The sequence below is a fragment of the Lacticaseibacillus sp. 866-1 genome (assembly GCF_016861825.1).
Lineage (GTDB): Bacteria > Bacillota > Bacilli > Lactobacillales > Lactobacillaceae > Lacticaseibacillus.
The window spans coordinates 1-23,475 of sequence record NZ_BOLU01000027.1 but is presented as its reverse complement, the minus strand read 5'-3'; the positions used below and the strand labels follow the sequence as shown (position 1 = coordinate 23,475).

The following is a 23,475-nucleotide window of genomic DNA, read 5'->3' as shown; positions in this document are numbered from 1 at the left end:
AACTGACGCGTTCGGGTGCTAATTATACCCAAAAGTGGTACACTGAACGTGTTGAGAAGTTAAATTCTCAGCTCTATGCCACTGTAAAAGAGGCGAGAATAATGGCAGGAAAGCTTAGTAAACAGGAGCGCAAAGCGCTGATCGAAGAAGTTGAAAAGAAGCGTGCCGAGCACCCAGTGAAGAAGACTGAGTCAGGGTTTGCCACAATCGACAAAGAAGCCGAGAAGCTCGAGGATGACAAGTAATTTTAAAACTCTTTGTAGTCGCCAGTAATGGCGGCTATTTTTTATGCCTGGCGTGACCTGAGGCTGCCAGATAGTTGACAATGGCAATCAGCTTAATTATAAGTAGGTGTAATGTTTATTATTTGTCCTTTGAACAGGAGATGGAGGAGTTAGGATGAGTAAAACAAAGCATTGGGGAATCGTCGGGGTGGCGCTGTTGAGCCTAATGGTCATGGCAGGGTGCGGGCAGCAGGCCAAAAAGTCGGATGCGACTGAGCCGGCCAAAAGTGCCAAGGTCAAATCCAGCAGCCAGAAAAGTGCGAAGGCCAAGTCGGGCAGTAAGACTAGCGGCAAGGCCAAAGCCGGCAAGCAGAGCAGCAGTGCCAGCAGTAAGGCCTCAGCAAGCAGCTCACAGCCGGCGACGCCTTGGGACGGCACCAAGGATGCGGCGCTGGCCAGCTTTATCGCCTCTTGGGAGAAAACCATGGGTCAGTCTTATACTAAATTCGATGGCATTCATCCGCTGCAAACATCGGTGGGAATCGCGTACCCCACGGCGTTTTCAGAAGAACTCGTTAATGGCACACCAAATCAGCTCGCCTGGCGTCCGGATGGCACCGGCGACAGCAGTTACAACGTGGTCGCGATTTATAACTACGATGGCACTGAGCCGCCACTGCCGAATCGCATCACCTATTTCTTTGCGTTCCACAACGGTCAGCCGGTGGTGCTGGTGGACCAAAGCCGCGATGGTGCGCCTTCTGCCGGCGAAACGCAGAACACCGCACTGCGCACCAACTTTCAGCGCATTGCGACAGGGCAAAGTGCGCAATAGGCGCAATCAGGTACTTCAGGCCAGCGCTTACCGCTGGCCTTTTTGCTGAGCGCGGATTACTGGTGCTAAACAGATTGAATCATTCCTGTCCAATTTGTTGAGCAGTAGGCGTCAGGGGTATAATCGACTCAGTTAAACGGAGGCAGCGATGACAGACGAACAGACGCGACACCAAGAGCTGGTGGCGCGGATCAACCGAATTTTTCTTCGTAATGGCTTGACGGGCCAGTCGATGGCCGCGCTGGCCAAAGCCGTCGGGGTCAGCCGCGGCAAGCTTTATCTCTACTTTTCCAGTCGCGATGCGGTTGTTTCAGCCGTGGTCGATCAGTTCGTGGCGCTGGCCAATGCGCAGGGCCAGGCGCCGGCCGCCGCGTGGACCGTGCAGGCGCTGCCGCATTGGCTGCTGACCGAGCTGATGCTGCTGGGGTCAAATAGCCCGGTATTTTTGGCCGACCTCGCGCACGCCTATCCGGAGCAGCAGCGCCGCGTCGAGGCCGCCTTGCACGCGTGGGAGGAGCGGCTGGCCGCCTACCTGAACGAAGGAATGGCGCGCGGCGTGTTTCACACGATCGATGTCGCCTTGTTTCTGGCGATGATCCGCAAAACGGCGGACGGGCTGAACCGCCCGGCGCAAATCGGGGCCAATGGGGCCAAGCCGGTCCTGAAGCACCTGCTGCGGATTTTGACGCTGGCGCTGCTGGACGAGGCGCCAGCAAAAAAGCTTTTGACCCAAGCGGTCACCCAGCGGGCGGTCACGGCGCTGGCCGGGGAGCTGACCGTGCTTTATCAGCAGTAAAAAAGCCAGCCTTTGGGGGGGGCTGACTGGTCAGTTATTGCAGTGCGTACTGGCGGATTACTTCGCCCAGGCCGCCTTCATCGTTGGTGCCGGCGATCACCTTGGCGTGGGCCTTGGCCTCGGCGCTGCCGTTGCCCATGGCGACTGGCAGGCCCGCGACGTCGAACATGGCAATGTCGTTGCCTTCATCGCCCACAGCCATGACCTCGGCGAGGCTCAGGTCGAGGACCTGAGCCAAGTCGCGCAGCGCCTGCCCTTTGTTCACCTGCGGGTCCATGACCTCGAGAAAATTGCGACCGGCGCGCACGACGTAGAAGCGCTCACCCAGCGCCTGGCGCACAGCCGGATCGGCCTGGTCCAGGAGCGTCTGCTCGCCGACATAGGCGCCTTTGGCAATGGCAAAATCGGGCGGCAGTTCATCGGGGTCGCGGATCTTCAGCCCGGCCTGGTTTTCGGCCGCCTGCTCGACGATCCACCAGTCAACGTCACGGTCGGCGGTGTAAATCGTGGAGTGCTCGTCCAGCACGTTGGTCGGCAGGTGAAGCTTTTGCCCCAGGGCGGTGATTTCGCGGTAGGCGGCATTGTCGAGCAGGTGCTTGGCAACCACGCGGCCGGTAAGCGACTCGATCACAGCGCCGTTATACGTAATGACGTATTGGTCGTCGCCGGCAAGTTCAAGCTGATCGAGAAACGGCTGCACGCCGGCAAGCGGGCGGCCGGTGCACAGCACCACCTTGATGCCGCGCGCAACCGCGTCTTGGACCGCCGATTTAGTGCTGGGCAGGATCTGGTGGGTCGAGGTCAAAAGTGTGTCGTCGATATCCAGCGCGATCATGCGAATTGTCATAAGCGTTCCCCCGTTTCGTTAGTAGTTTCATTATAGCAAAGCATGAGACCGCTTGCATAAGGGACCGGTACGTTAAACTAGCTTTGAGGTGAATTCATGGCACTGAATTGGTCAGAAGAAAAAATCGCGGCCTTCCGCAAGGCGCTGCTGAACTGGTACGATCAGGAAAAGCGGGACCTGCCATGGCGGCGGGACCACGATCCGTACCACATATTGCTCTCGGAAACGATGCTGCAGCAGACGCAAGTGGCCACGGTGATTCCGTACTACAATCATTTCTTGCAGCTGTTCCCGACCGTCGCAGCCTTGGCACAGGCGCCAGAGGACCAGGTGATGAAGGCCTGGGAGGGCCTGGGTTATTACTCGCGCGCCCGGCGCCTGCAGCAGGCGGCCAAGCAGGTCCTGCAAGAATACGGCGGCGAGTTTCCGCACACTGCCGCCGAGCTCCGGCAGCTGTCAGGCATTGGGCCGTACACGGCTGGCGCCATCGCCAGCATCGCCTTCAACCAGCCCGAGCCGGCGATTGACGGCAACGCGTTTCGCGTCTTTGCCCGGCTGTTCAAGATTGATGCGGACATCGCCAGACCCCAGACCCGTCAGGTGTTTGATCAGCTGATCCGCCAGCTGATCGACCCGCAGCGGCCAGGGGATTTTAACCAGGCCATCATGGACCTGGGCAGCAGCTACATGCGCGCGAAGGATCCGGACCCGGCGCACTCGCCGCTGGCCGCCTTCGACCAGAGCTACCTGAGCGACACTGTCCTGGACTACCCGGTCAAAAGTAAAAAGAAAAAGCCGGTTGTGATCCCTTACTTTGCGCTGGTGATCCACTCGCCGCGAGGGTACCTGCTGGTGCGGCGGCCGCGCACGGGGATGCTGGCAGACCTGTGGATGTTTCCGCTGATCGACCGCAGCGGCCTGGATGCGGCGCTGGCAGTTGATCAGCTGACAGAGGCGGCCGCCCAGTTCGCGGCGCTGTCCGGGGTCGCGCTGAACTTTACCGAGACCGGAGCCAAGCCGGTGCGGCACACATTTACTCACCAGCAGTGGCAGCTGACGCTGGTTGAAGCGGAAAGTCCCACCTTCGACTTGGCGGTGCTGCCGGCCAAATGGGTGAAGGCGGCAGACTTTGAAAAGCTCGCGCTGCCGACCGTGCAGAAAAAGTTAGTGGCGGCGCTGAAAGCAGGAGGTGCCTTGTGAACACATTGATCATTGTTAGCCATCCAACCATTGCGGATTCGCCGACACAGCAGTTTTTAAAGGCTAGTGCGGCCGGCGTCAAAGGGGTCACCTGGCATCACCTGGACGCAATCAGCTCGCTGGATGTTGCCGCCGAGCAGGCGTTGATTCAGGCGGCGGACCGGCTGATTTTCGAGTTTCCGCTGTACTGGTATCAGGCCCCGGCCAGCTTGCACCAGTGGCTTGCGGCCGTATGGACGCGCGGCTTTACGTACGACGAAACCGGCGGCAAGCTCACTGGCAAAACGCTTGGGCTGGTGGTGTCATACAGCCAGCCTAAGCAGGCCTACCAAATTGGCGGCAGTGAGGGAATTTCGATGTCCACCCTGCTAAGCCCGTACCAGGCGCTGGCACGCAAAACTGGGTTGACACTGCTGGCGCCGCTTGAGATCGCCCAGTTCGGTTACCTGACCGAAATTTCGCGGGCGCAGCTTTTCGCCCGTTACCAGCAGTACCTGACGGTGCCGCAACCCGCCCGCTTTGCGGATCAGGCGGCCTGGTTTTTGGCTGAGCTAACGGCCAGGGGGCAAGCAGATTCAACGGTTGCGCTGATGGCGACCACGCTGGCGGACCGGCAAGAGCAGCTGACCAGCTTGCGGCAGACCATCGCCGAGTTGCGCGAAGGGGAGGCGGACTGATGGACGAAACCACAAAATGGCTGCTCGAGCAAGCCAAGCACCAGGCAGAACAGGCTAAAAATTACGAAGACCGGGCCTTTTTCACGGCGCTTGAGACGTTTATCCAGGAGCAGGCCACCCGCTTGGCTCAGGCCCAAGGCGAGGTCGACGGGCGCTTTTGGGACCACCGGCGCTGGTAAATCCAACCTAGGGCTGATGGGCCAAGGACTTCAAGGTGTTAGGCTTGAGTTAAAGAGAGGTTGATGGCGATGCGAAATACCGTTGAAAAATTGACGCGTTACGCCTGGCTGAGAGCGTTGATCTTGGCCCTGGTCGGCGTCTGGTTCCTGCTGGCGCCGACTTCGGTGTACCACGTGGTGAAGTATGTGCTGTTAGGCGGCATGTTGCTGCTCGCCCTTGGCGCCTTCATCGATGCGGTGCGCGCCCAGCGAGGGACGCTGGAAAGTCAAAGTGCGCTGTGGCGCGGCGGCGGTTTGCTGATCGGCGCGATGGTCGTGGCCGTCCTGCTGCGGCCGGCACTGTCGCTGCTGCCGATTGTCATTGGCCTAATGCTGGTGGTGTACGGGATCTCGCGGATCATCACAGCGCGTGATCGCCAGGTTTACGTGAATGTTTCGCCGTTTCCGACGATCCTTTACGGGCTGATCGTGGCCATCTGCGGGTTTGTGCTGCTGTTCAACCCGTTTCGGTCAATCATGGCGCTGCTGCAAGTCGTTGGCGCGATGCTCATTGTGATGGGCATTCTGGAACTGGTCGACGCGTTGCGTGGCCGCCGTCACTAACTCACGCTGGCCTACGCAAAAAGCCGCCCCGAAAAATTTTCGGGGCGGCTTTTTCTACTGTCTAACTTAAGGCGCCGGGATCGGATCACTTTCAAGCCAGCTCCAGGTGTAGTGGATCGAGCCGTCGCTAAACTGAATCGAATAGGCGCTGGCCTGGCGATTGGAGCCGGCGGCAGCTTGAGCAGCCTTCATTGCGGTTTCTGCCTCATGCATGGTGTCGAACAGGCCACCGATGCCGATCAGAGCGCGGTCGGCGTCACTGACCGAAGCGTCTGGTGCTTGCTGTTGGCTTGAGGCCGAATCAGCCTCGGGCCTGGTGGGCGCCTTCGGAGGCTGCTCCTCGGCTGGGGTCTTCGCAGGTTGGGCTGAACCCTTGGCTGCCGGGGCAGCTTTGGTTGTCTGACCATTTTCGGCTTGCTTGGCCGGTGCGGCAGGCGCTGCCTGCTCTGGGACCTGGGGCTCGGCCGCGTTAGCGTCTGGCGGGTTGGGTGCGACTTTTTCCTCCTGTTTCAGACTTTCGGCGATTGGGGTGTAGGTCTGCTTAAAGGCTGCCACCGGCACCTCCGCGATTGCCGCCTCTGCCGCCGCGACCGTTTGCGCGGTGGCGGGCCGGCGTTGGGCAGCGCGCAACTTAGCCAGGGCCGCGGTTTGAAGCGAGACCAGTGTCACCGGAGTTTTCGCGGCGGCTGCGTACTTTATATTGGCCGCCTCAAGCGTTCGGAAGGCCCGCTCCAGCGTGGTGCTGTCGTACTTCTGGTCGGTGATGACCTGGGTGGGGCCGAGCACCGCCGAAGCCTCGGAGCGGATGGCGACGTAGAGCTTGGCGTCTTTCAGCTGCTGGGCGGCTGCCCTTAAAATGACCTTCTGGTGCGCACTCAGCGCGGTGTGGTGGCGTTCGGCCTGCTGGTAGGCGTAATTCGCCTGATTCAAGTAGGCGCTGGCCAAATTGCTTTTGGGGTCGGCAATGAAGGCGGGCTTGTGCAGCGCCTGCGTCGCCTCGGTCACACGCTGCACTGAACGGGCGGCCGCATCGGTTTGGCTGAGCTGATGGTGAACGACTAGACCAATGCCCGCCGCAAGCGCGACACTGATCGTGATCAACAGGGCAACTGGTCGTTTCATAGGAATTTCCCCTTTCCCAAAAATGGTGATGATTGATTGTACTATATCACGTTTTTGAAGGCGGTTTAACCTTTAAGGGACCCAGGTGACAGCATTGTTAGCAGGGGACTCAAAAGGCCCGCTCGCACGCGCCTTCGGTGAGTGGGCCTCTTTAAGTTCAGGTTAGGCCTGAGGATCTGTTTTCGGCTGGACCAATGGGTTGGCCCAGTGGTTGATTGGCCCAAACTTATGGCCGACCTGGATCTCATGCGCGATGGCCGTGTCGACAAAATGTTTGGCGAGCCGGATGGCGTCCTCAAGGTCGGTGCCCTTGCCCAGTTCGGCGGTGATGACGGCGCTGAGGGTGTCGCCGGTGCCGTTCTTGCGCTCGGTGTCGTAGTACGGTCCGGTCAGCCAGAAGCGCTTGCCGGAATCCAGCAGCACATAGTCACTGACTTCGGTTTGGGTGGCGGAATCGTGGCGGCCTTTGAGCATCACGTTTTTGGCGCCCATGTTATGAATCGCTTCAGCAGCCTTGATAATCGCGTCCTTGTCCGTCAGCTTCATGCCGGTCAGGTGCTCGGCCTCATAGAAGTTGGGCGTGATGACATCCGCCATCGGGATCAGTACCGTCTTGAGGGTCTCGAAGGCCTCGGTTTCCAGCAGCATGTTGCCGTGCTTGGTGGAGATCACAGGATCCAGGACGAGCGGGCCAAAGTCGTACTTCTGCAGGTTGGCCGCGACGTTCTTGATGACCGCCGCGTCTGCCAGCATGCCGGTTTTCGCAGCGCGGATCTTTAAGTCTTCGCCGAGCGCCTTGAACTGGCTGTCGATGAACGACAGCGGCATCACCTGACTATCGTGAATACCGTAGGAGTTGCCTGCGACTGCAGCAGTCAAAATCAATGTGCCATAGGTGCCGCGCATGAAAAAGCTGTGCAGATCGGCCTGTGCCCCGGCACTGCCATCGCTGTCGACCCCCGCGATGGTCGCTACTTGTGGTAATTCGTTTGCCATATTCTCGCCCCTTCAGATCAGTATCGGACTTAATTGTACAAGGTTATCCAAAATAAGCAAACGAAAAGCGCCCGTTAAGGCGCTTTGTTTCGGCTTTTAGTTGAATGCCCGCCGCTGAGGCAGCACCGCCTTGAGCCACTGGCCGAAGAACGGATACTGATGGTTCAGCTCCATCACGTGGACGGTCGGTTCCGGGTAGTGCAGGACAATGCGGTTGTTTTCCGTGTCCAGCTTGATGTTGAGCACGTTGTGGTTCGGCAGGTCGAGGGCGTAGGCACCGCGGCCGGCCTGGCGCATCAAAATCGCGTTGTTGGACGCAATCACGAACAATTCGTCCAGCGCCGGGGAGTTCTCCGCCGCCCGCACGTTCACTTGCAGGCGCAGGTGCGCACCGACCAGCTCGTTCGGGATGGTGGTGGAGGCCCAGGTCAAGGTGTCGTCAGCAATGTCGTCGGCGCCCAGGTCCTTCCAGTCGTGGCCGTTGTCGTCCAGCACCTGGTAGCTGACCACACTGCCGTGATCTAGGGGCACGGCGACTTTAATGTTGCCGGAAGATTTAATTTCCACAGTGGTCGACAGCGGTTTGGAGTTGTCGAACTTGGTGGCAAAACTCAGCCCGTCGACTGGCTGCAGGACGGTTTCGTCAATGGTGGCGAAGCTGAAATCTGCGGTGTATAGCACTTTGATCATGGCCGCCAGCGCCTGCAGCTCGCCGTCTGTGTACCCCAGGTCAGGGTCTTTAGCGGTGATTTGAAGCAGGGTCGGCAGGTTCTTGGCGACCAAGCGGCCGTTCGGGGTCAGCGCGCCGTCGATGGCCATAAGCTCGGTGTTTTTGTCCGGGCTGGCCAGATAGATCGTGATGGTGCTGTGATCGCCGTCGCCTACTTGCGGCTCAAACCAGAGGCGCTCGGCAAAGGTGTTGTCGATTTGCTTGCTGGTGCGCAGGGCTTCGAGCAGCTTGTCAGCCATCAGCGCGGTGTAGCTGAGGGTCTCGGCCTGGATGGCAGGCAGGTTGCCTTGCCACAGCGGATCGTTGCGCAGAAAGGCCATGCGCTTGCTGTAGGCGATGGTGATCGCGTCGCGGGCTTGTCGCGCGTTCAAGTCACTCGTGGCGATTTTGGTGATCTCTTGATCTTTAAAATTAAGCATTAGCCTGTTCCTCCTTCAGCGCCAGTGCCTGCATGAAGTCATCCTGCAGGCTGCCCAGAATATTTTCAAACTGGTCAACGGAGCTGTAATTGGAAGTGACCGCTTGGTACTCGTAACGCGTGATTGCGGCGCCCACCTGGAGCTGGCGCTTCTGCGCATCGAAGGCTTCATCGGCGCTGGCCTTGGCGGAGTCAAAGCGGGCCTTGAGCTTACTCTGATCTGGCCCGGCCGGCTTGTGCGCCGGCGCACTGCCTTGGTCTTGGTCGGGATCCACGAAGCTCTTCAAAAAGCCGCGGACCCGCGAGCCAGTAGCCTCGGGCTGCGCGGTGTTGTCGGCAGCCGCGTCCGCTTCGGCGTCTTCCAGCTGACGGTGCAGCCGGTCGACTTCCTGGTAAGTATCCTTGCGCATGGCTTCGAGCTGGTGATCCAGAAAATGGTCCGGATCCTTGGCAAAGGCACGCAGCTGCGGCAGGATGGCGCGCTCGGCGTCAGTGCGCTGTACAATGTTGCGGGCGAAGACATCAATGCTGCCGAACTGGCGGCGGTGGTACCAGTCGCCGAAGAAGACCTCACCCTGATCGGACACCTCAAAAAACGGAATGTGCTCGCGCAAAAAGGCGATGAAGTCCTGCTGCAAAAAGTCGTGCAATTCGTGCACCGCGGACTTGTCATAAGCCAGGATGTAGCCCGGCGTTTCCGCCAATGTCAGACGCAGCGTCTCGGCGGTCTTATCGATTCCCTGATACAGATGATAGGTCGACCGATCGGCCCACGCCTGCGCGAATGTATTAAAAAAGTTATTTTGATAATTAAGGCTCGATTCTACTGTCATAGCATTTCCTCTCGCTTCTTAGCTGATACGTTCAGTTTACCGCAACCGTGAGGTCGGTGAAACCGGTGTTATCAAAAGTTTCCTTATAGAACGCAGAAATATGACCGTTGAAAATGAGAATGTGCCCATTTAGGCGGACAAAGCGCCAGCGCCCGGATAAAATAAATAGCAGACTGACTTTAGGAGGAAGGGCGCATGGCGAAGAAAACACTCACACTCAAGTGGCTTTTTCTGGGGTCTTTGATCACCAACACGGGGATTTCATTCATTTGGCCGCTGACGACAATCTACATGCACGAATACCTCGGCGAGTCGCTGACCGTTTCAGGCATCGTGTTGTTTTTCAATTCCGTGGCGATGATGCTGGGCAACCTGATCGGCGGCCGCCTGTTTGACCGCTGGTCACCGTACCGCACCATTTTGACCGGGATCGCCCTGGACGTGGGCACGTCACTTGCGCTGATTTTCTGGCACGGCTGGCCGGCCTATCCGCTGCTTTTGGTCGTCATGGGCTTTGGCTCAGGCCTGGTCAACACGGCGATCAACTCGTTTGCCACGCTTTCGACCAGCCGGCGCGCGAGTTATGTGTTTAATGTCCTGTACTTTATGCAAAATCTGGGCCTAGTGATTGGCACGCTGATCGTCGGGTACGTGCTGCCGCTGGGCATCGCCTGGATCTTCGCGCTGGCGTTCGTCATGTTTCTCATGTTCTTCGGGGTGGCGCTGGTGCACTTCAACGTGACGCCGCGGCCGAGCACCGAACGGGTCAAAGCCGCGAAGGCCGCGCGGCGGAATCCACACCTGATCAACATCATGCTGCTGCTTGCGACATTATTTTTGACCTGGGTCGCGTACGAGCAGTGGCAGAGCAACATTTCGACCTTCATGCTGAGCCTGGGCATGAACGTGCGCAATTACTCGTTTTTGTGGACCTTCAACGCCGTGCTGATCGTGCTCGGCCAGCCGATCTTGACCCTGTTTGACGATTGGCTCACGGCTCACTTGCGGCTGCGTCTCGGCGTCGGTTTTGCGCTGTTTGGCACCGCCTTTTTGCTGCTGATTCCGGCTCGTTCGTACTGGATGTTCGTGCTGGCGATGGGGGTGCTCACTCTGGGTGAGATTCTCGCGCTGCCCTCGGTGGCGACCTACGTGGACATGTACACCGACCTGACCGAAAAAGGCCGCTTTCAGGGCTACGTTCAAATGTTTGCGTCTGCGGGTCGGGCGGTTGGACCGCTCGCCGGGGCGCTGGTGATCGAGGCGGTGGGCTACCATCCGCTGTTTCTTGCGTTGGCGATTATTCTGTACGTGTCGATCGCGATTTTCTCGTGGCGAGCGGCCGCCGTTAGATAACTAATGCAATTCATAATTAATATTGTAAATGTTCATATTTTCTTCACAACTTATGGATATTATAAGAACATAGAAATGGCGCAAGCCTTTCTACCCCAACCCAATTTTCATTTTTACTCCTCCAAAGTAAAAATCGCCAAGTGGTCCCCCAAACCGCTTGGCCAACTCCTCAGGCCGCTGCCCAGCGGCCTTTTTTGATGCAAGGTGCACAGACTTGGCGTACTCAGGCTGATGATTAGCCTAGGCCGCGGCTTTGCCTGTGTAACAGGCGAAGTCGTTGCCGTAGCTAATCATTCGGCCGTTGCCAAGTCCGAGCCCAGTTAAGTAGGATGCGAAGGGTTCGCGCACTTAGGGGGACAGGTAGCCTAGGCGCGTGGGCGTTGTTGACTCGCAGCCCAGTTAGGCAAGGTGCCGAGGAACAACGATTCTAGATTCTATTCTCACCCACCCTTCGCCCAAAATCTTCTTTACAGCCGCGACGGGTATGCTACAATTAGTCTTGTGTTTTGGGTCCGTAGCTCAGTTGGGAGAGCGCTGCCTTCGCATGGCAGAGGTCGTGAGTTCGAATCTCATCGGATCCAGAGTGAAGATTGCTGCGCCTCTTCGGAGGCACAGCAATCTTTTTTTGCTTTGACCATCCCGCAGAAATTGTAAAAACCCGATACGAGACGCTTGCCAGCGCTACCATTTTTCGATAATCTATTACTTAGAAGGGGTCCTTAGCTCAGCTGGGAGAGTGCCTGCATGGCATGCAGGAGGTCGCGTGTTCAAGTCACGTAGGATCCAGAAGTCAAAAAAAGGCGTCGGTGCAATCAGCATAGTTGCTGAGGGCATCGGCTTTTTTTTTTGCCGAACTTTTACGTGGCGTACTCAAAAAGCCGGCACGCGGCCGGCTCAACTGAGGTCATTTCTTGATAAATGTGACATATGCCCAGTACAGCCCGGCCACAATAGCCAGGAACAAGACAATCTTGATGATCAGACTGATGATGCCAGCCACGAGCGGCAACAGTATCAGTCCTAAGATGATGATCACGGCGATGACACCGATTTGTTTCCATTGCGCAGTTTCCATAGTGAGCCTCCATAAGATGATACTTTCAGTATAGCAAAGGCCGGGGACAACAGCGCGTTTCCAGGCGAAAATCCGTCTGAAGACTGAGGTGCCGGGCCTAGGTTTTCACGAAACCAGACGGTTCAAATTAAATCGTTCGCTATACAATATCTAGTGTTTTTGGCCAATTTGGACAGACTTTTTGCCATATATAGTGCCCATATAATCCGGAACGTGATAGAATGTTTCTATGATGTTCGAGTCTGAACAAAGGAACGGAGAGGGTATCCATGATCGATTTAAAAGTAAAAATCAACGTAAAAAAACGCGACGGGCGGATTGTCGACTTTGACCAAAGCAAGATCACGGCCGCGATCACGAAGGCGGCTAAGGCGGTGAACGGCGAACTCGCGCCGACCGACTACACGTTGATCGAATCGATCTCGGATGCCGCGGTTGCCACAATCACCGAGCGCTTCAGCAAGGACGTGCGCATTCCCGAGGTGCAAAGCATCGTGGAGCAGGCGCTGCTTGACGCGCACCAGTACGACTGGGGTGAAGCCTACACGAAATACCGCGTGAAGCGCGATATTGAGCGGTCGAAGAAGGCCGACGTCAACTACAACGTCCAGAAGCTGCTGGACCGCGACTCGACTGTTGTGCACGAAAACGCCAATAAGGACTCGCGCGTCTTTTCGACCCAGCGGGACCTGACCGCCGGCGCCGTGGCCAAGGCCATCGGGCTGAAAATGCTGCCACCGGCCGTGGCAAATGCCCACCTGCGCGGCGATATTCACTGGCACGACCTCGACTACACGCCTTACATGGCCGAGACCAACTGCTGCCTGATCGACTTTAAGGAAATGCTCAATCACGGCTTTTGCATCGGCAACGCCGAAGTGGAGCCGGCTCACAGCATTCAGGTCGCCGTCACCCAGATGACGCAGATCATCGCGAACGTCGCGTCCAGCCAGTACGGCGGCTGCTCGTCGGACCGCACCGATGAAGTGCTCGCGCCGTTTGCGCAGAAGAATTACGAAAAGCACCTGCAGGAAGCCAAGGAGCTGCCGATCGATGCCGAAACAGCCGAGGCATACGCCAAGCGCCGCACCAAGAAGGATATTTACGACGCGCTGCAGACGCTCGAGTACCAGGTCAACACCTTGTACTCAACGCAGGGCCAGACGCCTTTTGTGACGGTCGGCTTCGGTCTGGGCACGAACTGGCTGGAACGCGAGATCCAAAAGGACATTCTCAAGATTCGCATTGATGGACTAGGCAAGGAGAAGCGCACCGCGATTTTTCCAAAGCTGGTCTTCACCATCAAAAAAGGGCTGAACCTGCACCCCGGCGATCCGAACTACGACATCAAGGAGCTGGCCGTCGAGTGCGCCACCAAGCGCATGTACCCGGACATTCTGTCGTACGACATGATTAAAAAGCTGACCGGTTCCTTCAAGGCGCCGATGGGCTGCCGGTCGTTTTTGCAGGGCTGGACGGATCCGGACACCGGCGAGGAAGTCAACGCCGGCCGCATGAACCTGGGTGTCATTACCGTCAACCTGCCGCGCATCGCGATGGAAAGCAAGGGCGACAAGGACAAGTTCTGGAAGATTCTCGAGCAGCGGCTCGACATCTGCAAGCAGGGCCTGGTGTACAAGGTCGAACGCGCCAAGCAGGCGACGCCGGAATCCGCGCCGATTCTGTACAAGTACGGCGCGTTCGGCAAGCGTCTGAATGATGACCAAAGCGTCGATGAGCTCTTCAAGAACTCGCGCGCCACGGTTTCGCTGGGCTACATCGGCTTGTACGAGGTCGGCACCGTCTTTTACGGCTCGGCCTGGGAGAAGAACCCGGAGGCCAAGGCCTTTTCCATCGACGTGGTCAAGGATCTGTACGAGCACTGCAAGCAGTGGGAGAAGCAGTACGGCTATCACTTCTCCGTTTACGGCACGCCGTCCGAAAGCTTGACCGACACCTTCTGCCGGCTGGATAAGAAGCGCTTCGGCGTGGTTAAAGACATCACGGACAAGGATTACTACACGAACTCCTTTCATTACGATGTCCGTAAGGCACCGACCCCGTTTGAAAAGCTCGACTTCGAAAAGGACTACCCGAAGTACTGCTCCGGCGGTTTCATTCACTACTGCGAGTACCCGAACCTGAAGCAAAACCCGAAGGCCCTGGAAGCCGTCTGGGACTATGCGTACGACAAGATCGGGTACCTGGGCACCAACACCCCGATTGACCAGTGCTTCGAGTGCGGGTTCAAGGGTGAGTTCAAGGCGACCGAAAAAGGCTACGAATGCCCGCAGTGCGGCAATCACAACCCGGACACCTGCGATGTCGTCAAGCGGCTGTGCGGCTACCTCGGCAACCCGAACAAGCGACCAATGGTTCACGGCCGTCAGGAAGAAATCCTGCACCGCAAGAAGCACATGGTCATCGGCAACGATGACCTGGCAGGTCAGGCCTAACTGTTGCCAACCAAAATGCCCCATTCGCTTTGGCGAGTGGGGTTTTCTGGTACCTGGTGCGGTCAGGATTCGCCGGGCGGTGGCCATTAAAAGAATCTGATTAGAAGCACTCGATTACCAAAAGTAAGTCGTGTATAATTGGTGGTGCTGATTTTCAGAAACGGAGGAAATTTCATGAAAAAATGGTTAATCGCGTTGGCTAGTCTGCTGATGGTGGGCGTGCTCGCCGCATGCGGCAACAGTCAAAGCAGCAGTAGCAAGGCGAACGATAACACTGTCAAGCTGGTGACGCCGAAGACCTTGACCATTGGCCTGGAAGGCACTTACCAGCCGTATAGCTACCATGAAAATGGCAAGCTGACCGGGTTTGAAGTTGAGCTGGGCAAGCAAATTGCCAAGGAGCTCAACTTAAAGCCGAAGTTTGTGGAGACCAAGTGGGACTCGCTGATTGCCGGCCTCAACGTCAACAAGTACGACCTGATCTTGAACAACGTGGCCAAGACCCCTGAGCGCGCCGCCAAGTATCGCTTCACGGTGCCATATACCTCAGGCAAGTCCGAGCTGGCGGTCAAAAAGGGCAACACGACCATTAAATCAATCAAGGACATCAAGGGCAAGAAAATGGCCCAAAGTGTCACCTCGAACAACGCGGCAAACGTGAAGAAGCTCGGCGGGGTGATTGTCCCAGTTGACGGCTTCGCCCAGTCGGTTACGCTGATCGAACAGGGCCGGGCGGATGGCACGGTCAATGACACCGCGTCCTTCCACTCCTACCTCAAGCAGCAGCCGAATGCGGATATTAAGCTGATTCCGGTCGGCAATGCGATTAAGGCCACGCCGGCGCGCGGCCTGCTGCGCAAAGACGAAGGCCCACTGCAAAAGCAGGTCACCAAGGCGATTGAAAAGCTGCGCAAGAACGGCCAGCTCGGTAAGCTCTCGAAGAAATACTTCGGCAGCGACATCACGAAATAATCGAGCGACGGTGAGAGAAGGAGGGATTTGATGAGTGCCTGGCAAATTGTGCTGAAGTCACTGCCGGAATTGCTGGTGGCGATGCTCAAGTACACCATTCCAATTACGTTGATTTCGTTTGCGTTAGGGCTGATTTTGGCGGTGCTGGTCGCCCTTGTCCGGATCTCGCCGTCGCATCAGCCGGTCATGCGGGGGCTGAAAGGCCTGACCTGGTTTTACGTCTGGATCTTTCGCGGCACGCCGCTGTTGGTGCAGCTGTTTCTGATTTTCTTCGGCCTGCCGTACCTGAAGATGAACGGTCATGCCATCATCGAGCTGAACGCCTGGACGGCCGGCATCCTGACCTTTTCGCTGAACACCGGCGCGTACGCGTCGGAAACCATTCGCGCGGCGATTTTGTCGGTACCGAAGACGCAGTGGGACGCGGCCAAGGCGCTGGGAATGAAAAAGTCGCTGATCCTGCGACTGGTCATCTTCCCGCAGGCGCTGCGCATCGCGCTGCCGCCGCTGTCCAACAGTTTCATCAGCTTGATCAAGGACACGAGCTTGGCCAGCGGCATCACGATCATCGAGATGTTTCAGGTCAGCCAGCAATTCGCGGCGCTTTACTACAACCCGCTGGTGTCCTACAGCCTAGTCGCTTTCCTGTATCTGATGCTGACGACGGTTTTGACCGGCGTCCAGAGCTGGCTGGAAAAGCGCACCAGCCGTTACCTGCTCAGCGAAGGGCAATAAGTGATGGCAATCAAAATGGCTCAGAGCGTCCCGCGACGCTCTGAGCCATTTTTTTGGCTTAATCGTGAGTGTCTTCCGGCACCTGATTTTCTGGCCGGTCCAGCAGGTGCTGCCGGCTGATGACGGTGGTGACGACCAGGGTCAGCAGCAGCAGGCCGCTGCCGGCGATGCCAAACAGCAAAGGCGCCGCGAAGTGATCAAACAGGGCCCCGAACACCAGCGTGCCGATTGGCGCAAGCAGCGTCGAAATCGTGAGGTCGAGGGAAAAGACGCGGCCTTGCAGATTCTGCGGAATAATCCGTTGCTTGAACGTGTTTGCAGGGGTGTTGATCAGTACCATCAGGACGCCGTTGAGCATGCTTTGCAGCCAGAAAAAGGCGGTGCTGAGCCAGCTGGGCCAGGAGAACAAGGCCGGCAGTCCGGTGGTCGTGAACATGGCGCCCAGCAGGAACAGGTTAAAGTAGGAAAAACGGATGGGGTGAGTGCGGATGGTGATGGCCGCCAGCAGAATGCCGCCGCTGAACATGCCCACGGCAAAGCCGGAATCCACCAGCCCGTATTGCTGGTTGGAAAGCTTCAGCGTCTGAATGAGCAGATACGGCAGGCCAACATTCATGGCCGCAAACAAGAAGTTGACCGCGGCTGAGGAAATCATGACGGTCAGAATCAGCTTCTGGCTTTTGACATAGGCGAACCCGGTCTTAAAGTTGTTCAGGACGGACTCGCGCGGCTGCGGTGTGGTGAGCGGGGGCACCAGGCGGAATTTCAGCAGCAGGATCGCGACCAGCGCGGTCAGTTCGAACAGTACCTCGATGTAGGCGAAGGTGTCGATAGCCACCAGCGTGTAGAGCCACGCGCCGATCAGCGGCGCCAGGAAGGCGGCCAGGCTGGTGATGGACTGATTCAGCGAGTTGACCCGCTGCAGCTCGCTGCCCTCAAACAGCTGTACCAGGCTGGCGGTCAGCGTGGTGCTGAGGAAATTGTCAGTGACCTGCAGCACGATGATCAATGCAATCAGTTCCGCGTAGTACTGCGCGGGCCAGAGCTTAAAGACGACCCCAAAAGCCACCAGCGCGGCACTAGTGACCACCTGCGCGCTCAGCATGATGCGCCGGTGGCTCATGGTGTCCACGACATAGCCGACAAACGGCGTCAGCAGCAGCGACACCACCGGTCCGGTGACAAGCGTGACGCCCATGCTGAGGGCGGAGCCGGTGCGGTGCAGAATGTACAGGCCGATGGCAAAAGACAGCATGCTTGACCCGAACGTGCCGGCGAATTTTAAGACCAGCATTTTAATGGTTTGAGGGGTTAAATTCTTCAAAAGGATTCCTGACTTTCGTGGGCGATTTTGCTTGGCGCTGGCTTCAGTTGGCAGCTGCTGGCACCTGGTTCTCGGGCTTGTCATACAGATGGCTGCGTCTGATCAGACCAGTCACAATCAGCGTGAAAATAATCAGGACGATGCCAGTGACGCCAAACAGCAGCGGGGCGGCGAGGTGATCAAACAGCACCCCGAACATTAACGTGCCCAGCGGGGCCAGCATCTGGGAAATCGTGCCGTCGAGCGAGAACACGCGGCCCTGCAGGTGATGCGGGATCACTTGCTGCATGAAGGTGTTGATCGGCGTGTTGATTAGCACGATCAAGACCCCGTTGACGATGTTTTGAATCCAGAAGTAGCCGGTGCTTAAAAGCCCCGTCCAGCGTAGCACGGCAGGCAGACCGGTGAAGGTGAAGAGAATCGCCAGCAGAATGATGTTAAAGAACGAGAACTTGATCGGGTGGCTGCGCATTTTCAGCATCGACAGCAAGATGCCGCCGCCAAACATGCCAATGGCAAAGCCAGAGTCGACGAAGCCGTACTGGTTATTGGTCATTTTCATGGTTTGGATCAGCAGGTACGGCAGGCCGACGTTCACGGCGGCGAACAGGAAATTCAGAAAGGCCGAGGACACGGTCAGGATGAAGATCAGCTGCTGACTTTTCAGGTAGGCAAAGCCGGTTTTGAAATTCTGCCAGAAGGATTCTTGCACTTCCGCCGCCTGGGCTGGCGTTTGGGCCGCGAAGGGCTGAAACTTCAGCAGGAAAATGGCGACCAACGCGGTCAGCTCGAACAGCACTTCAATAAAGGCAAAGGTGTCGATCGACACCAGCGTGTACAGCATGGCCCCCATCAGCGGTGCCAGGAACAAGGCGAGGCTGGCGATGGATTGGTTCAGGGAGTTGACCCGCTGCAGCTCATCGGGCGCAAACAGTTGGACCAGACTGGCCGTCAGGGTCGTGCTGAGAAAATTGTCGGTTACCTGCAGCGCGATGATGAGGGCAATCATTTCTGGGTAATACTGCGCTGGCCAGAGCCGAAAGCCGAAGCCGAACAGCACCAGTGCGATGCTGGTGGTGACCTGCGCGGTGATCATAATGCGGCGGTGGTTCATGGTGTCGACCACGTACCCGACAAACGGGGTCAAAATCAAAGAGACGATGGGGCCGGTGATCATGGTGACGCCCATGCTGAGCGCAGAGCCGGTGCGGTGGAGAATGTACAGGCCAATGGCAAACGAGAGCATGCTTGACCCGAAGGTGCCGGCGAATTTCAGCACCAGCATCTTGATGGTTTGAGGCGTAAGATTTTTCATAGCGAGCTCCTAGATGTAGTGGATCGTGACGTCGCCCATTTTAAAATCGCCGGCGAGGACCACGAGCGGACCGGTCTTGGTCGGGGTCTCGCCTTTTTCGTTGAAGTCGACCGCGAAGTTGCCCAGGTTCGGCTGGACGTTCCAGTCGCGCGGGATGTATAGGCTGATGTCGCCCATCTGACCGAGCACCTCAATCAAGGCCGGTTCGTTGATGATGGTTGCCTTGTCAAAAAAGACCTTGACGTCGCCCAGATTGGTGCGGATCACCGCGTGGCGGAAGTCGCCTTGCTGGACGTAGCGGGTGGCGCTGCCGAGTTTCACGTTGACGGTGACGTCGGCGGATTCACTGCTTGGGACGTAGCTTGGCGCTTGCTTGGCCTCTTTTTGCAGCTGCCGCAGCTCGCTGATCGTGTAATGCTTGTCATTAATGGTGACGACGCTGAAGTGGTGTTTTTTCAGCGGCTTGAACAGCAAGGTCAGGCCAATCGAAAGCAGCAGGGCCGCACCGAGAACTGTCCACGGCACGAGTTGCTGGATGCCTAGCGGTTTGGCGAAGAGCATCGCTAGAAACGCGAGGCTGAACGAGAGCCCTGCGAACGACAGGCTGGCCAGGCTCTTGATGGCGGCGGCCACCAGGATCAGCACCAGGACCAGCGTCCAAAAGCGCAGGTGATAGGTGAAGAGGCCGAGCTGGCTCAGCACTAAGATGCCGGCGCAGACGACGAAGAACAACCCCCAGAACCAGTGACCCCATTTAACTTGTTTGGTTTCCATTACAAACCCCTCATTTCGTTTAGCCGCTCGACCAGCGCCTTGTAATAGCGCCGCGACGCGTAGACCTGTTTGTGACTGTTTTGAAATTCCACTAGGCAATCCGACAGCGAGCGGTTGATCGCCGCAACTTGGTTTAAGTTGATGATCACCGACTTGGCCACCTGCATGAAACTGCCGGGCAGCGACCCGGCCAGCTCGTACAGCTTTTGCTTGCTGGTAAAAATGTCGTCTTTAGTGTGAACCTGGAGTGTGCGATCCTGCGTTTCGATGAACAGGATCGTCGGCAGCGGCAGGAAGCGCTCCAGCGTGTCCTGAAACACAGGCAGGGTGGGGGCAGTGGGTGTGGCCAGGGCGTCTTTCACCGCGGCGGCCGTCTCCTGATCCTTGGCCCGAATGACCAGTTCCGGTTCTTTCAGGTCCGGATCAGTTTCAACCCTGATTTTCATTGCCCCACCTCCTCGCTTGGTACTTCATTATTAGACCATTAAAATTCGCTGAGTGAAATACCTGGTGCGTATCCGGTCAAAAAAACCGCGTGACTGGTTCGACACGCGGGAGCGGGATAATAGGGTTTATAAGAATATCGGGTGCTGTAGACAGGCTGTATGGCAACCTGGCTGTGAGTAGCGAGCTCTATGTGGCACGGCATTTTGGCCCGCTCTCTAGCCAGGCTACGTTGCGGTCTGTCGTCGAGTAGCGCGCTCTAAGCGGGGCGGTGTTTTAGTGCGCTCTCTAGCCAGGCTGCGTTGCAGCCTGCCGTCGAGTGGCAGTCTCTAAGCGCTAAAGCGCTAAGAGACTGCGCAAAAAAGGCCATCACTGGGTGGGTGATGGCCAAGGAGTAAGGATTGGCGAAACGGCTGGGCGGCCGTCTCGCGATTTTTACTTTGGAGGAGTAAAAATGAAAAAGTTGGGTATGGGTATGGAAATGAGTGGGTGGCTCATTTCTATACAGGTTAATTTAGTCCCATAATGTGAAGAAATTGTGACGTTCACGGCCCTAATCAAAAAAATTTTGCTGCGCCAAGCACAATCAATTGCCCTTTTCAAAATCAGGGCTTAGGCTAAGCCTGGAGGTGCATGAAATGGAGCTAACTTTTGACGACGCGGCGGCAACGAAGATCCAGCCGCACCTGGGACCAGACAAGAAATTGCTATTAACGTTTGAGGATGGAGTCGGCCAGTACTCGCAGCACGCCATGATCCACATGATGATTCAATTCACGCTGAATGTGGTGGCTCAAACCGCGCCCACCGACGGGTACAACGTTGTGGTCGACTCGAACCTGGGGCCGATCCTGATCAAGGACTACTCGGCCGAAGACCTGGATGAACACCTGACCGTCCACCTGAACCAGACGTTGAACACGATGCAGCTCAGCGGGGATGGAGGCGTCATCGACAGCGACATGGGGTTCTTGGATTTTACTGAAAAGAAATAGGCCAACACGACTTTCTCTTGAATTAAGTGCGGCTTGGGTTAAAATTTAACCTGGCAACTGAATTCGGGAGGTTAAATTTTGAATTACACGTTTGAATCGGCACTGACGATCCATGAAATCAAGGCGCTTTACGGCGCGGTCCACATGACGCATTACCTCAATGACCCAGCGGAAACGGCGCGCGGCATTGCCAATTCGACGCTACTCACAGCGCGCGACGGCGACAAGCTGGTCGGCGTGATTCGCGGCGTGTCGGACATGCACACCATTGTCTTTGTGCAGGATCTGATCGTGCTGCCTGAGTATCAGCATCAGGGCATTGGCACCGAGCTGCTGGACCAATTCGACGAGTACTTCAAGCAGGTCGACCGCATTGTGATCGTCACGACCAATGAAGCCATGGCGGCTTTTTATGAACACGCCGGCTTTAAGCGCGGCAGCGATACGAAGGTGGCCACGTTTGTGCGGCCGCGCAAGCTGCTGGAGCCGAAGTTCTAGTCCGAGCAGGGAGGCAGACATGGAGCCAACAGAAAACGTCTCAAGAGAGCAAAAAGCCGAAGGGGCCAACCTGCTGCTGGAGCAGGGCTACATCACCGAGCGCGACGAGCCGGCCATGATGGACGAGAAGTGGTGCGATGAGTACCTAGCCCAAGTCAACGACGAGCTGCGCCTGCGCACGCTGACCCCGCGCGGCACCTTGAAGCTGTTCCACTACTACATGGGCCCTGGGTCGATCATTTTTGATCCCAAGCGCTTCTCCGAGGCGCAGGCTAAGGCCGTGCTCCAAAAGGCGCTGGGCTTTGCCAAATAGGCTCAATCGACAAAACAAGGTGAAGACGCCATGAAACGTCTTCACCTTGTTTTCATTTACCCTTCAAAAGGTCCATCAAGGACGATCTTGCCAGTTTGGTGACCGGCCATCAAGGTGGCCAGGCCAGCCTTGATGTTGGCAATGGTGATGCGATCGTAGCGGGTCGTGACGCTGGGATCGAGCAACCCGACTGACGCCAGCGTGGCCAACTGAGAGAGAATGTGGCCCTGGCTAGCCATGTCATGGTGGTAATCGCTTTTCGCGAACATGAACTCAAAGTCGAGGCTTGCCGCTTTGCCCTTGAGCGCGGTGACCTCCAGCGGTCCCTGCGGCGTCGCGAGCGCGCCGACGTGGCCAAACGGGGCGACCAGTTGCGCTGCCAGTCCCAGGTAAGGCTCGGTCGCGTATAAAATGGCGACGGCATCGACGATCGGATAGCCTGCCTGGTGGACGGCGCCGATCAAGTCGTCGTGGTAGTCCAGCGGGACGGCCGTGCCGTGTTGCGTCAGCCAGTCAAAATGCCGCGGACTGGCAGTGGCGAGCACGGTCATGCCGGTCCAGTGCGCCAGCTGGCTGAGCATCGAGCCCACACCGCCTGCGCCGTTGATGATCAGCAGGGTCTTGCCGCGGTTGGCGTCTGCGGCCGGGGTGAAGTGCATTTTTTCAAACAGCAGCTCCCAGGCGGTCAAGCCGACCAGCGGCAGCGCGGCCGCCTCGCCGGCCGTCAAATTGGCTGGCGCCGCGGCAATCAGGTCGGCGGATACGGCCTGGAACTGCTGGAAGCTGCCGGGGCGCTTGGTGGTGCCGGCGTACATGACGCGCTCGCCTGGCTTAAACCGGGTGACGCGGCTGCCGACTGCGGCGATCGTGCCGCACGCGTCGTAGCCGAGGATGCGCGGCTGCGTCTGCTTGGCCAGGGCTGCGCGCTGCTTTTCATCGACCGGGTTGAGGGCGATGGCTCGAACCTGGACGACCACATCATTTGCCCCGGCACTGGGCCGCTTCAGGTCGATCGGCACCAGGCTGGTGGGATCATCAAGGGCCAGGCCGTCATAGGCGGCAAAGCCAAGGTTTTCGAACATAGAATACGACTCCCTTCGAATGTGCTATATTAATTGTAGCTGTTTTTGACTTGCTTGATGAACTTACTGAAAGAAGGCCGCGTATGCGCAGCAATAAAAAGGGGTCGCGGACCCAGCTTTGGATCAACCTGCTCTTATTTGTGTTTGGCTGCTTGTTCAGCTGGTTTGCGTGGTACGTGACGCAGCCGCAGACGCCGATCGCGATGACCGCCGCGCTCAGCTTCGGCTTCGGCACGGTGATTCTCCTGGGGCTGTTGGCCTACTTTGATTCTGCCGCCCACACGCGCGTGACCCGGTTCTTCATCGACTTCCTGTTCGGTCTGGCCATCGTGGCGCTGCTGTACGTGTACCTGATTAGGCTGCTGCTGATGTGGCAGGTGATCGGCGCGACCGTGCTGCTGGTGGCGGCATTGGCCGGGCTGTTTGCCTTTCGCCAGCCGAATCGCCCAATCGACCGCGGCCCGATGCCGCCGGATTACTTCGGCGAGCAGGCGCACGATCATGACCCGGATGCCGGCAAGTAAGCCGGCTGGGCAAATTAAAACGGCTCTTCGTCAAGTGAAGTTGAACATAATTTATGAGAGTATCTAGACCTTAATTGGTCTAGGTACTCTTTTTTTAAGCCGCCAGGTTGTGGGCTTTGGGGTTAAACCAGACACGCTCAAGGAAAATACGGTTG

Annotated in this window: 26 protein-coding genes and 2 tRNA genes; 17 read left to right on the top strand and 11 right to left on the bottom strand. The window is 57.4% G+C overall.

Features of this window, described 5'->3' with window-relative positions:
- Positions 1-101 precede the first annotated feature (101 nt).
- The 3 genes from JUE30_RS08930 to JUE30_RS08920 all read left to right on the top strand — a co-directional run bounded on the left by JUE30_RS08930 (position 102) and on the right by JUE30_RS08920 (position 1,855).
- The gene (locus JUE30_RS08930) at positions 102-245 is read left to right on the top strand and encodes a hypothetical protein (RefSeq protein WP_164506258.1); all 144 of its coding nucleotides are present in this window, start codon (positions 102-104) and stop codon (positions 243-245) included.
- 154 nt (positions 246-399) lie between these two features.
- On the top strand, positions 400-1,059 hold the full coding sequence (locus tag JUE30_RS08925) for a DUF4767 domain-containing protein (RefSeq protein ID WP_125757969.1): 660 nt from the start codon (positions 400-402) through the stop codon (positions 1,057-1,059).
- A 148-nt stretch (positions 1,060-1,207) separates the two neighbouring features.
- The gene (locus JUE30_RS08920) at positions 1,208-1,855 is read left to right on the top strand and encodes a TetR/AcrR family transcriptional regulator (RefSeq protein WP_125757967.1); all 648 of its coding nucleotides are present in this window, start codon (positions 1,208-1,210) and stop codon (positions 1,853-1,855) included.
- Between the two features lie 34 nt (positions 1,856-1,889).
- Here JUE30_RS08920 and JUE30_RS08915 read toward each other — a convergent pair whose 3' ends face one another.
- A complete protein-coding gene (locus tag JUE30_RS08915; protein ID WP_203624549.1) occupies positions 1,890-2,702 on the bottom strand; it encodes a Cof-type HAD-IIB family hydrolase in 813 nt (270 codons plus the stop codon).
- Positions 2,703-2,798: 96 nt separating this feature from the next.
- Between JUE30_RS08915 and mutY the strand changes: the two genes are divergently transcribed.
- The 4 genes from mutY (at position 2,799) to JUE30_RS08895 (ending at position 5,361) form a co-directional block, all read left to right on the top strand.
- Complete coding sequence (mutY, locus tag JUE30_RS08910; protein ID WP_203624548.1) at positions 2,799-3,902, top strand: A/G-specific adenine glycosylase; 1,104 nt, start codon at positions 2,799-2,801, stop codon at positions 3,900-3,902.
- The gene (locus JUE30_RS08905) at positions 3,899-4,579 is read left to right on the top strand and encodes an NAD(P)H-dependent oxidoreductase (protein WP_203624547.1); all 681 of its coding nucleotides are present in this window, start codon (positions 3,899-3,901) and stop codon (positions 4,577-4,579) included. Before mutY ends, JUE30_RS08905 begins: the two co-directional genes overlap by 4 nt.
- On the top strand, positions 4,579-4,758 hold the full coding sequence (locus JUE30_RS08900) for a hypothetical protein (RefSeq protein WP_203624546.1): 180 nt from the start codon (positions 4,579-4,581) through the stop codon (positions 4,756-4,758). The genes JUE30_RS08905 and JUE30_RS08900 overlap by 1 nt, the downstream gene beginning before the upstream one ends.
- A gap of 63 nt (positions 4,759-4,821) precedes the next feature.
- A complete protein-coding gene (locus JUE30_RS08895) occupies positions 4,822-5,361 on the top strand; it encodes a DUF308 domain-containing protein (RefSeq protein WP_125757957.1) in 540 nt (179 codons plus the stop codon).
- A gap of 66 nt (positions 5,362-5,427) precedes the next feature.
- Here the strand turns inward: JUE30_RS08895 and JUE30_RS08890 are convergent, their stop codons facing one another.
- From JUE30_RS08890 to JUE30_RS08875, 4 genes are all read right to left on the bottom strand, one after another.
- Positions 5,428-6,483, bottom strand: a complete 1,056-nt coding sequence (locus tag JUE30_RS08890; protein ID WP_203624545.1) for a hypothetical protein — start codon at positions 6,481-6,483, stop codon at positions 5,428-5,430.
- 162 nt (positions 6,484-6,645) lie between these two features.
- A complete protein-coding gene (thiD, locus tag JUE30_RS08885; RefSeq protein ID WP_203624544.1) occupies positions 6,646-7,479 on the bottom strand; it encodes a bifunctional hydroxymethylpyrimidine kinase/phosphomethylpyrimidine kinase in 834 nt (277 codons plus the stop codon).
- 96 nt (positions 7,480-7,575) lie between these two features.
- Positions 7,576-8,628 (bottom strand): hypothetical protein, encoded by a 1,053-nt coding sequence (locus JUE30_RS08880; RefSeq protein WP_203624543.1) that lies wholly within the window; start codon positions 8,626-8,628, stop codon positions 7,576-7,578.
- A complete protein-coding gene (locus JUE30_RS08875) occupies positions 8,621-9,460 on the bottom strand; it encodes an SbcC family exonuclease (protein ID WP_203624542.1) in 840 nt (279 codons plus the stop codon). Before JUE30_RS08875 ends, JUE30_RS08880 begins: the two co-directional genes overlap by 8 nt.
- Before the next feature lie 195 nt (positions 9,461-9,655).
- Here JUE30_RS08875 and JUE30_RS08870 point away from each other — a divergent pair, with 195 nt between their 5' ends.
- From JUE30_RS08870 to JUE30_RS08860, 3 genes are all read left to right on the top strand, one after another.
- Positions 9,656-10,813, top strand: coding sequence for an MFS transporter (locus JUE30_RS08870; protein WP_203624541.1), 1,158 nt, complete (start codon positions 9,656-9,658; stop codon positions 10,811-10,813).
- Positions 10,814-11,321: 508 nt separating this feature from the next.
- A tRNA-Ala gene (locus JUE30_RS08865) sits at positions 11,322-11,394 on the top strand.
- A 132-nt stretch (positions 11,395-11,526) separates the two neighbouring features.
- Positions 11,527-11,599, top strand: a tRNA-Ala gene (locus tag JUE30_RS08860).
- A 118-nt stretch (positions 11,600-11,717) separates the two neighbouring features.
- Here JUE30_RS08860 and JUE30_RS08855 read toward each other — a convergent pair.
- Complete coding sequence (locus JUE30_RS08855) at positions 11,718-11,888, bottom strand: hypothetical protein (protein ID WP_164506279.1); 171 nt, start codon at positions 11,886-11,888, stop codon at positions 11,718-11,720.
- A gap of 269 nt (positions 11,889-12,157) precedes the next feature.
- On the opposite strand from JUE30_RS08855, the gene nrdD reads away from it, so the two are divergent.
- From nrdD to JUE30_RS08840, 3 genes are all read left to right on the top strand, one after another.
- The gene (gene nrdD, locus JUE30_RS08850) at positions 12,158-14,344 is read left to right on the top strand and encodes an anaerobic ribonucleoside-triphosphate reductase (RefSeq protein WP_125758340.1); all 2,187 of its coding nucleotides are present in this window, start codon (positions 12,158-12,160) and stop codon (positions 14,342-14,344) included.
- 174 nt (positions 14,345-14,518) lie between these two features.
- The gene (locus JUE30_RS08845) at positions 14,519-15,316 is read left to right on the top strand and encodes a transporter substrate-binding domain-containing protein (RefSeq protein ID WP_203624540.1); all 798 of its coding nucleotides are present in this window, start codon (positions 14,519-14,521) and stop codon (positions 15,314-15,316) included.
- 30 nt (positions 15,317-15,346) lie between these two features.
- On the top strand, positions 15,347-16,051 hold the full coding sequence (locus JUE30_RS08840) for an amino acid ABC transporter permease (RefSeq protein WP_203624539.1): 705 nt from the start codon (positions 15,347-15,349) through the stop codon (positions 16,049-16,051).
- A 58-nt stretch (positions 16,052-16,109) separates the two neighbouring features.
- Here the strand turns inward: JUE30_RS08840 and JUE30_RS08835 are convergent, their stop codons facing one another.
- From JUE30_RS08835 to JUE30_RS08820, 4 genes are read right to left on the bottom strand one after another with little or no spacing between them, the layout of a single operon-like run.
- Positions 16,110-17,375, bottom strand: coding sequence for an MFS transporter (locus JUE30_RS08835; RefSeq protein ID WP_203624538.1), 1,266 nt, complete (start codon positions 17,373-17,375; stop codon positions 16,110-16,112).
- A 43-nt stretch (positions 17,376-17,418) separates the two neighbouring features.
- Positions 17,419-18,690 carry an MFS transporter gene (locus tag JUE30_RS08830; protein ID WP_203624537.1) on the bottom strand — a complete coding sequence of 424 codons (1,272 nt, stop codon included), beginning with the start codon at positions 18,688-18,690 and terminating at the stop codon, positions 17,419-17,421.
- A 9-nt stretch (positions 18,691-18,699) separates the two neighbouring features.
- Entirely contained in the window at positions 18,700-19,464 is a 765-nt protein-coding gene (locus JUE30_RS08825) for a hypothetical protein (protein WP_203624536.1), read from the bottom strand.
- Positions 19,464-19,910 (bottom strand): LytTR family DNA-binding domain-containing protein, encoded by a 447-nt coding sequence (locus tag JUE30_RS08820; protein ID WP_203624535.1) that lies wholly within the window; start codon positions 19,908-19,910, stop codon positions 19,464-19,466. The genes JUE30_RS08825 and JUE30_RS08820 overlap by 1 nt, the downstream gene beginning before the upstream one ends.
- Positions 19,911-20,546: 636 nt before the next feature.
- Here JUE30_RS08820 and JUE30_RS08815 point away from each other — a divergent pair.
- The 3 genes from JUE30_RS08815 (at position 20,547) to JUE30_RS08805 (ending at position 21,714) form a co-directional block, all read left to right on the top strand.
- Positions 20,547-20,903, top strand: coding sequence for an iron-sulfur cluster biosynthesis family protein (locus tag JUE30_RS08815; RefSeq protein ID WP_203624534.1), 357 nt, complete (start codon positions 20,547-20,549; stop codon positions 20,901-20,903).
- Between the two features lie 78 nt (positions 20,904-20,981).
- On the top strand, positions 20,982-21,401 hold the full coding sequence (locus tag JUE30_RS08810) for a GNAT family N-acetyltransferase (protein WP_125756135.1): 420 nt from the start codon (positions 20,982-20,984) through the stop codon (positions 21,399-21,401).
- 19 nt (positions 21,402-21,420) lie between these two features.
- On the top strand, positions 21,421-21,714 hold the full coding sequence (locus JUE30_RS08805) for a hypothetical protein (RefSeq protein ID WP_125756133.1): 294 nt from the start codon (positions 21,421-21,423) through the stop codon (positions 21,712-21,714).
- A 56-nt stretch (positions 21,715-21,770) separates the two neighbouring features.
- Here the strand turns inward: JUE30_RS08805 and JUE30_RS08800 are convergent, their stop codons facing one another.
- Positions 21,771-22,796, bottom strand: a complete 1,026-nt coding sequence (locus JUE30_RS08800; protein ID WP_203624533.1) for a zinc-binding alcohol dehydrogenase family protein — start codon at positions 22,794-22,796, stop codon at positions 21,771-21,773.
- Between the two features lie 83 nt (positions 22,797-22,879).
- Between JUE30_RS08800 and JUE30_RS08795 the strand changes: the two genes are divergently transcribed.
- Positions 22,880-23,320, top strand: a complete 441-nt coding sequence (locus JUE30_RS08795; protein WP_203624532.1) for a hypothetical protein — start codon at positions 22,880-22,882, stop codon at positions 23,318-23,320.
- Positions 23,321-23,475: the final 155 nt, after the last annotated feature.